The sequence below is a fragment of the Streptomyces sp. NPDC001156 genome, from assembly GCF_053598275.1.
The window spans coordinates 13409-17852 of record NZ_JBSFJX010000168.1; the positions used below are offsets into that span (position 1 = coordinate 13409).

3 protein-coding genes and 1 pseudogene are annotated in these 4444 nt (G+C 71.4%); 2 read left to right on the forward strand and 2 right to left on the reverse strand.

All coding sequences use genetic code 11. From position 1 onward, the window contains the following. Nucleotides 1-224: 224 nt before the first annotated feature. Both ACWDA7_RS40215 and ACWDA7_RS40220 read right to left on the reverse strand, forming a co-directional pair. On the reverse strand, nt 225-1370 hold the full coding sequence (locus ACWDA7_RS40215) for an adenylate/guanylate cyclase domain-containing protein (protein ID WP_359411162.1): 1146 nt from the start codon (nt 1368-1370) through the stop codon (nt 225-227). Nucleotides 1371-1510: 140 nt separating this feature from the next. Then, nucleotides 1511-2404, reverse strand: coding sequence for a biotin--[acetyl-CoA-carboxylase] ligase (locus ACWDA7_RS40220; RefSeq protein ID WP_450611410.1), 894 nt, complete (start codon nt 2402-2404; stop codon nt 1511-1513). Nucleotides 2405-2547: 143 nt separating this feature from the next. Here ACWDA7_RS40220 and ACWDA7_RS40225 point away from each other — a divergent pair, with 143 nt between their 5' ends. Together ACWDA7_RS40225 and ACWDA7_RS40230 are read left to right on the forward strand one after the other, a co-directional pair. Continuing rightward, nucleotides 2548-4131 carry an acyl-CoA carboxylase subunit beta gene (locus tag ACWDA7_RS40225; protein WP_450611412.1) on the forward strand — a complete coding sequence of 528 codons (1584 nt, stop codon included), beginning with the start codon at nt 2548-2550 and terminating at the stop codon, nt 4129-4131. Nucleotides 4132-4152: 21 nt separating this feature from the next. Next, nucleotides 4153-4359: pseudogene (locus ACWDA7_RS40230) on the forward strand (acyl-CoA carboxylase epsilon subunit); the annotation flags it as partial. Nucleotides 4360-4444 lie beyond the last annotated feature (85 nt).

A 4444-nucleotide genomic window follows, 5' to 3' on the forward strand; every position in this document is an offset into this window, starting at 1 on the left:
ACGACCGGCCATGTACGGGCCCCACCCGGGACCCGCTGGTCGACTGCGGACCGATCCCCGACCTGCACGTGCGACTGCCCCCCGGCGGGGGACCGAACCGTACGGGACGAGACCGCCCCCGCCCGGGGACGACCGGTCGCATGCGGGCCCACCCGTCTGGCGCGGCACCACCGCCCGGTACGGGCCCCGCTCGCCAGGCACGGCCCCGCCCGCTCACGTGCGGTCTACGACGCCGAAGCCGTTTCGCGTCGTGTCAGCAGCCACGGCTCGATCACGCCGAGGCCGCGCACCGGGCGCTGCCACATCGGCTGGAGCGCGAAGCGGTACGTGGGGGGCTCCTCGCCCTCCTTCTCCGCGGCGGCCGCGGCCTCGGCGGCCTCAGCCTCGGAGGCGGGCGCCTCGCTCGTGCGGGTCAGCTCCTCCGCGAAGGCGCTGTCGACCAGGACCGCGTCCCGGGGGGCTATAGAGGTGAGTCGGCTCGCCAGGTTCACCGTCGTACCGAACACATCGCCCATGCGCGTGGTCACCGTGCCGAAGGCTATCCCCACGCGCAGTTCCGGCATGGTCTCGTCGTTCGCCATCGTCTCGATCAGGCGCAGCGCGATCTCCGCGGCCGTCCCGGCGTCGTCCGCCGCGTACAGCACCTCGTCGCCCAGCGTCTTGATGAGCCGGCCGCCGTGCGCGGCGACCAGGTCCGCCGCGGTCGTCTCGAAGGCCTCGACGAGTTCGCCGAGTTCCTCCTCCTCCATGCGACGCGTGAGGCGGGTGAAGCCGACCAGGTCCGCGAAGCCGACGGCGAGCCGGCGGTCGACCATCTCCTCGTCGTCCGCCGCCTGCACGACCCGGCCGGTCGCCGCGGCGAGCTGGCGCCGCCAGACGTAGACGAGGAACTCCTCGAGCTCCGGCAGCAGCAGCTCGACCAGGGGATAGGTGACCTCGGTACGGGTCATGCCGGGCTCAGGGGGCTCGGTGAGGCCCTCCAGGAACGAGTCGATCTGCCACTCGGCCAGTCGGGCGGTGGTCTGCCCGGTCGACCGGGCCACCTGCACCGCCATCGCCTCGCTCAGCAGGCCCGCCTCCACCAGACCGGCCAGCCGGCGCAGGGCCAGGACGTCGGCCTCCGTGAGCGCCTTCGCCTGCCCTATGTCCGCGAAGCCCATCGCCCGCCAGAAACGGGACGCCAGCTCCATGGACACGCCCGCGCTGCGCGCCGCCTGGAACGGGGTGTAGCGGCGCTCCGCACCCAGAATGAGCTGCTCCAGGCGCAGCGTCAGGGGGTTCTCGTCGGACTCGCCGTGTGCGTCCCGCCCGGGTTCACCGTCGGGGGCGGGGTGTACGCCCGTGCCCGAGCCCGTGTCGTCGACGGTCACGCGTGCTGCCCTTCCGATCTGCCGCGGTCAGGTATCGACCGCGGTCAACTCTACGGCAGGTGTGCGGTAGCTCACTCCCTCAGCGGCACGGGGTCGGACACAACGCGCCGCACCGGATGCCGGACAGGGCCGTCAACTGCCTACGCGGGCCGCAGATGCACGATGTCCCCGGCTCCCACCGGCTCCTGCACCCCGTTCTCGGTCGCCAGCACGAGGCGGCCGTCGCCGTCGATCGCCACCGCCTCGCCGGTGATGGAACGGTCGCCGGGGAGTTCGGCCCGCACGAGCCGCCCCAGCGTCGCGCACCCGGCCGCGTACGTCTCCTGCAGGCCGCTCACCGCCGGGTCACCGCCCGCTCCGCGCCAGCGGACGTACCAGTCCTCCAGGGAGCGCAGCACCGCCCGCAGCAGCGTGTCGCGGTCCGTGGTGCGGGCGCCCGCCAGGGCCAGGGAGCTGGCCGTGGGCACCGGCAGCTCGGTCTCACGGAGCGTGACGTTGATGCCGATGCCGACCACCACGCCGTTCTCGCCCGCGCGTTCCGCGAGGATGCCGCCGGTCTTGCGTTCCTCCTCGCCCACCGTGACCAGCAGATCGTTGGGCCACTTGAGCGCCGTGTCGACGCCCGCGGCCCGCGCGAGCCCCGTCGCGACGGCCACCCCGGCGAGCAGCGGGAGCCAGCCCCAGCGGGCGACGGGCACCTCGGCCGGCTTCAGCAGGACCGAGAAGAACAGTCCGGACCGGGCCGGGGCCGTCCAGGTACGGTCGAGCCGCCCGCGACCGGCGTGCTGCTCCTCAGCGACGAGGACGGTGCCCTCGGCCGCCTTGCCCTCCGCGGCCAGGGCGACGAGATCGGAGTTGGTGGACCCGGTGCGCGCCACCACCTCGACCCCGGACCACAGTCCGCCCTCCCGCACCAGTCCCCGGCGCAGCGCGGCGCCGTTCAGGGGCGGGCGGTCCAGGTCGGACCAGCGGCTGCCGCCACCGGTGGCATCGTTCGACGGGTCGTTGGCGTCTGAGGGATCTCGCGGCATCATGCAAGCCACCCTAGGTGTGGTCAACGCCGCACTGCCGATCGGTAGGCGCACCACTACGCTACGGATGAGTAACCGTTCGTTCTTCTGAGCATTCTCGTAGCACGTCATACGTCCCCACTGAGCAGGCAGGGAGCCGCATCCCGATGTCCGAGCCGGAAGAGATCGACATTCACACCACCGCGGGCAAGCTCGCGGACCTCCAGCGCCGCGTCCAGGAGGCGACGCACGCCGGCTCGGAGCGTGCCGTGGAGAAGCAGCACGCGAAGGGCAAGCTGACGGCCCGTGAGCGGATCGAGCTGCTGCTGGACGACGGCTCGTTCGTGGAGCTGGACGAGTTCGCCCGGCACCGCTCGACCAACTTCGGACTGGAGAAGAACCGCCCCTACGGGGACGGTGTGGTGACCGGGTACGGGACCGTGGACGGCCGGCCCGTCGCCGTGTTCTCCCAGGACTTCACCGTCTTCGGCGGCGCCCTCGGCGAGGTCTACGGCCAGAAGATCGTCAAGGTGATGGACTTCGCGCTGAAGACCGGCTGCCCGGTCATCGGCATCAACGACTCCGGCGGCGCCCGTATCCAGGAGGGCGTGGCCTCGCTGGGCGCCTACGGCGAGATCTTCCGCCGCAACACCCACGCCTCCGGTGTGATCCCGCAGATCAGCCTGGTCGTCGGCCCGTGCGCGGGCGGCGCGGTGTACTCCCCGGCGATCACCGACTTCACGGTGATGGTCGACCAGACCTCGCACATGTTCATCACCGGTCCGGACGTCATCAAGACGGTCACCGGCGAGGACGTCGGCTTCGAGGAGCTGGGCGGCGCCCGCACCCACAACACCGCCTCCGGCGTGGCCCATCACATGGCCGGCGAGGAGAAGGACGCCATCGAGTACGTCAAGCAGCTGCTTTCGTACCTCCCGTCCAACAATCTGTCCGAGCCCCCGGTCTTCCCGGAGGAGGCGGACCTGTCGGTCACCGACGAGGACCGCGAGCTGGACGTGCTCGTACCGGACAGCGCCAACCAGCCGTACGACATGCACACGGTGATCGAGCACATCCTCGACGACGCCGAGTTCTTCGAGACCCAGTCTCTGTTCGCGCCGAACATCCTGACCGGCTTCGGCCGGGTCGAGGGCCACCCGGTGGGCATCGTCGCCAACCAGCCGATGCAGTTCGCCGGCTGCCTCGACATCGACGCGAGTGAGAAGGCCGCGCGCTTCGTGCGCACCTGCGACGCCTTCAACGTGCCCGTGATCACCTTCGTCGACGTGCCCGGCTTCCTGCCCGGCGTCGACCAGGAGCACACCGGCATCATCCGCCGCGGCGCCAAGCTGATCTTCGCCTACGCCGAGGCCACCGTCCCGCTGATCACGGTCATCACCCGCAAGGCCTTCGGCGGCGCCTACGACGTCATGGGCTCCAAGCACCTGGGCGCGGACCTGAACCTGGCCTGGCCGACCGCCCAGATCGCCGTCATGGGCGCCCAGGGCGCGGTCAACATCCTTCATCGCCGCACGATCGGCGAGGCGGACGACCCGGAGACGACCCGCGCACGGCTGATCCAGGAGTACGAGGACACCCTCCTCAACCCGTACATCGCGGCCGAGCGCGGCTACATCGACGCGGTGATCATGCCGTCCGACACCCGCCGCCACGTCGTCCGCGGGCTGCGTCAGCTGCGCACGAAGCGGGAATCCCTGCCTCCGAAGAAGCACGGCAACATCCCCCTGTAAACCCCGGACCCTGGAGCGGACATGACGATCAAGGTCGTACGGGGCAATCCGACCCCGGAGGAGCTGGCCGCCGCACTGGCGGTGGTCAGGGCCCGCGCCGCGGCGGCGGCCGCGCTGCCGCCCGGCGCGGCGCGGGAACGCGACTCCTGGGCCGACCCCTCCCGTATCGCCGCCCACCGGCTGCCCCAGCCGGGTGCGACGGCGTGGGCGCGCACGTACCGACGAGGAACAGCACCTCCTGGACAAGATCCATACGCAGGAAACCGAACGCGACACGGTGCTGTCCGCCTATGGCGTGGCTCATCAAGAGCTG

What these genes read in the sequence shown, in the direction of transcription:
- ACWDA7_RS40220 (WP_450611410.1), bottom strand. Translation starts at nt 2,404, where the DNA reads ATGATGCCGCGAGATCCCTCAGACGCCAACGACCCGTCGAACGATGCC.
- ACWDA7_RS40225 (WP_450611412.1), top strand. Translation starts at nt 2,548, where the DNA reads ATGTCCGAGCCGGAAGAGATCGACATTCACACCACCGCGGGCAAGCTC.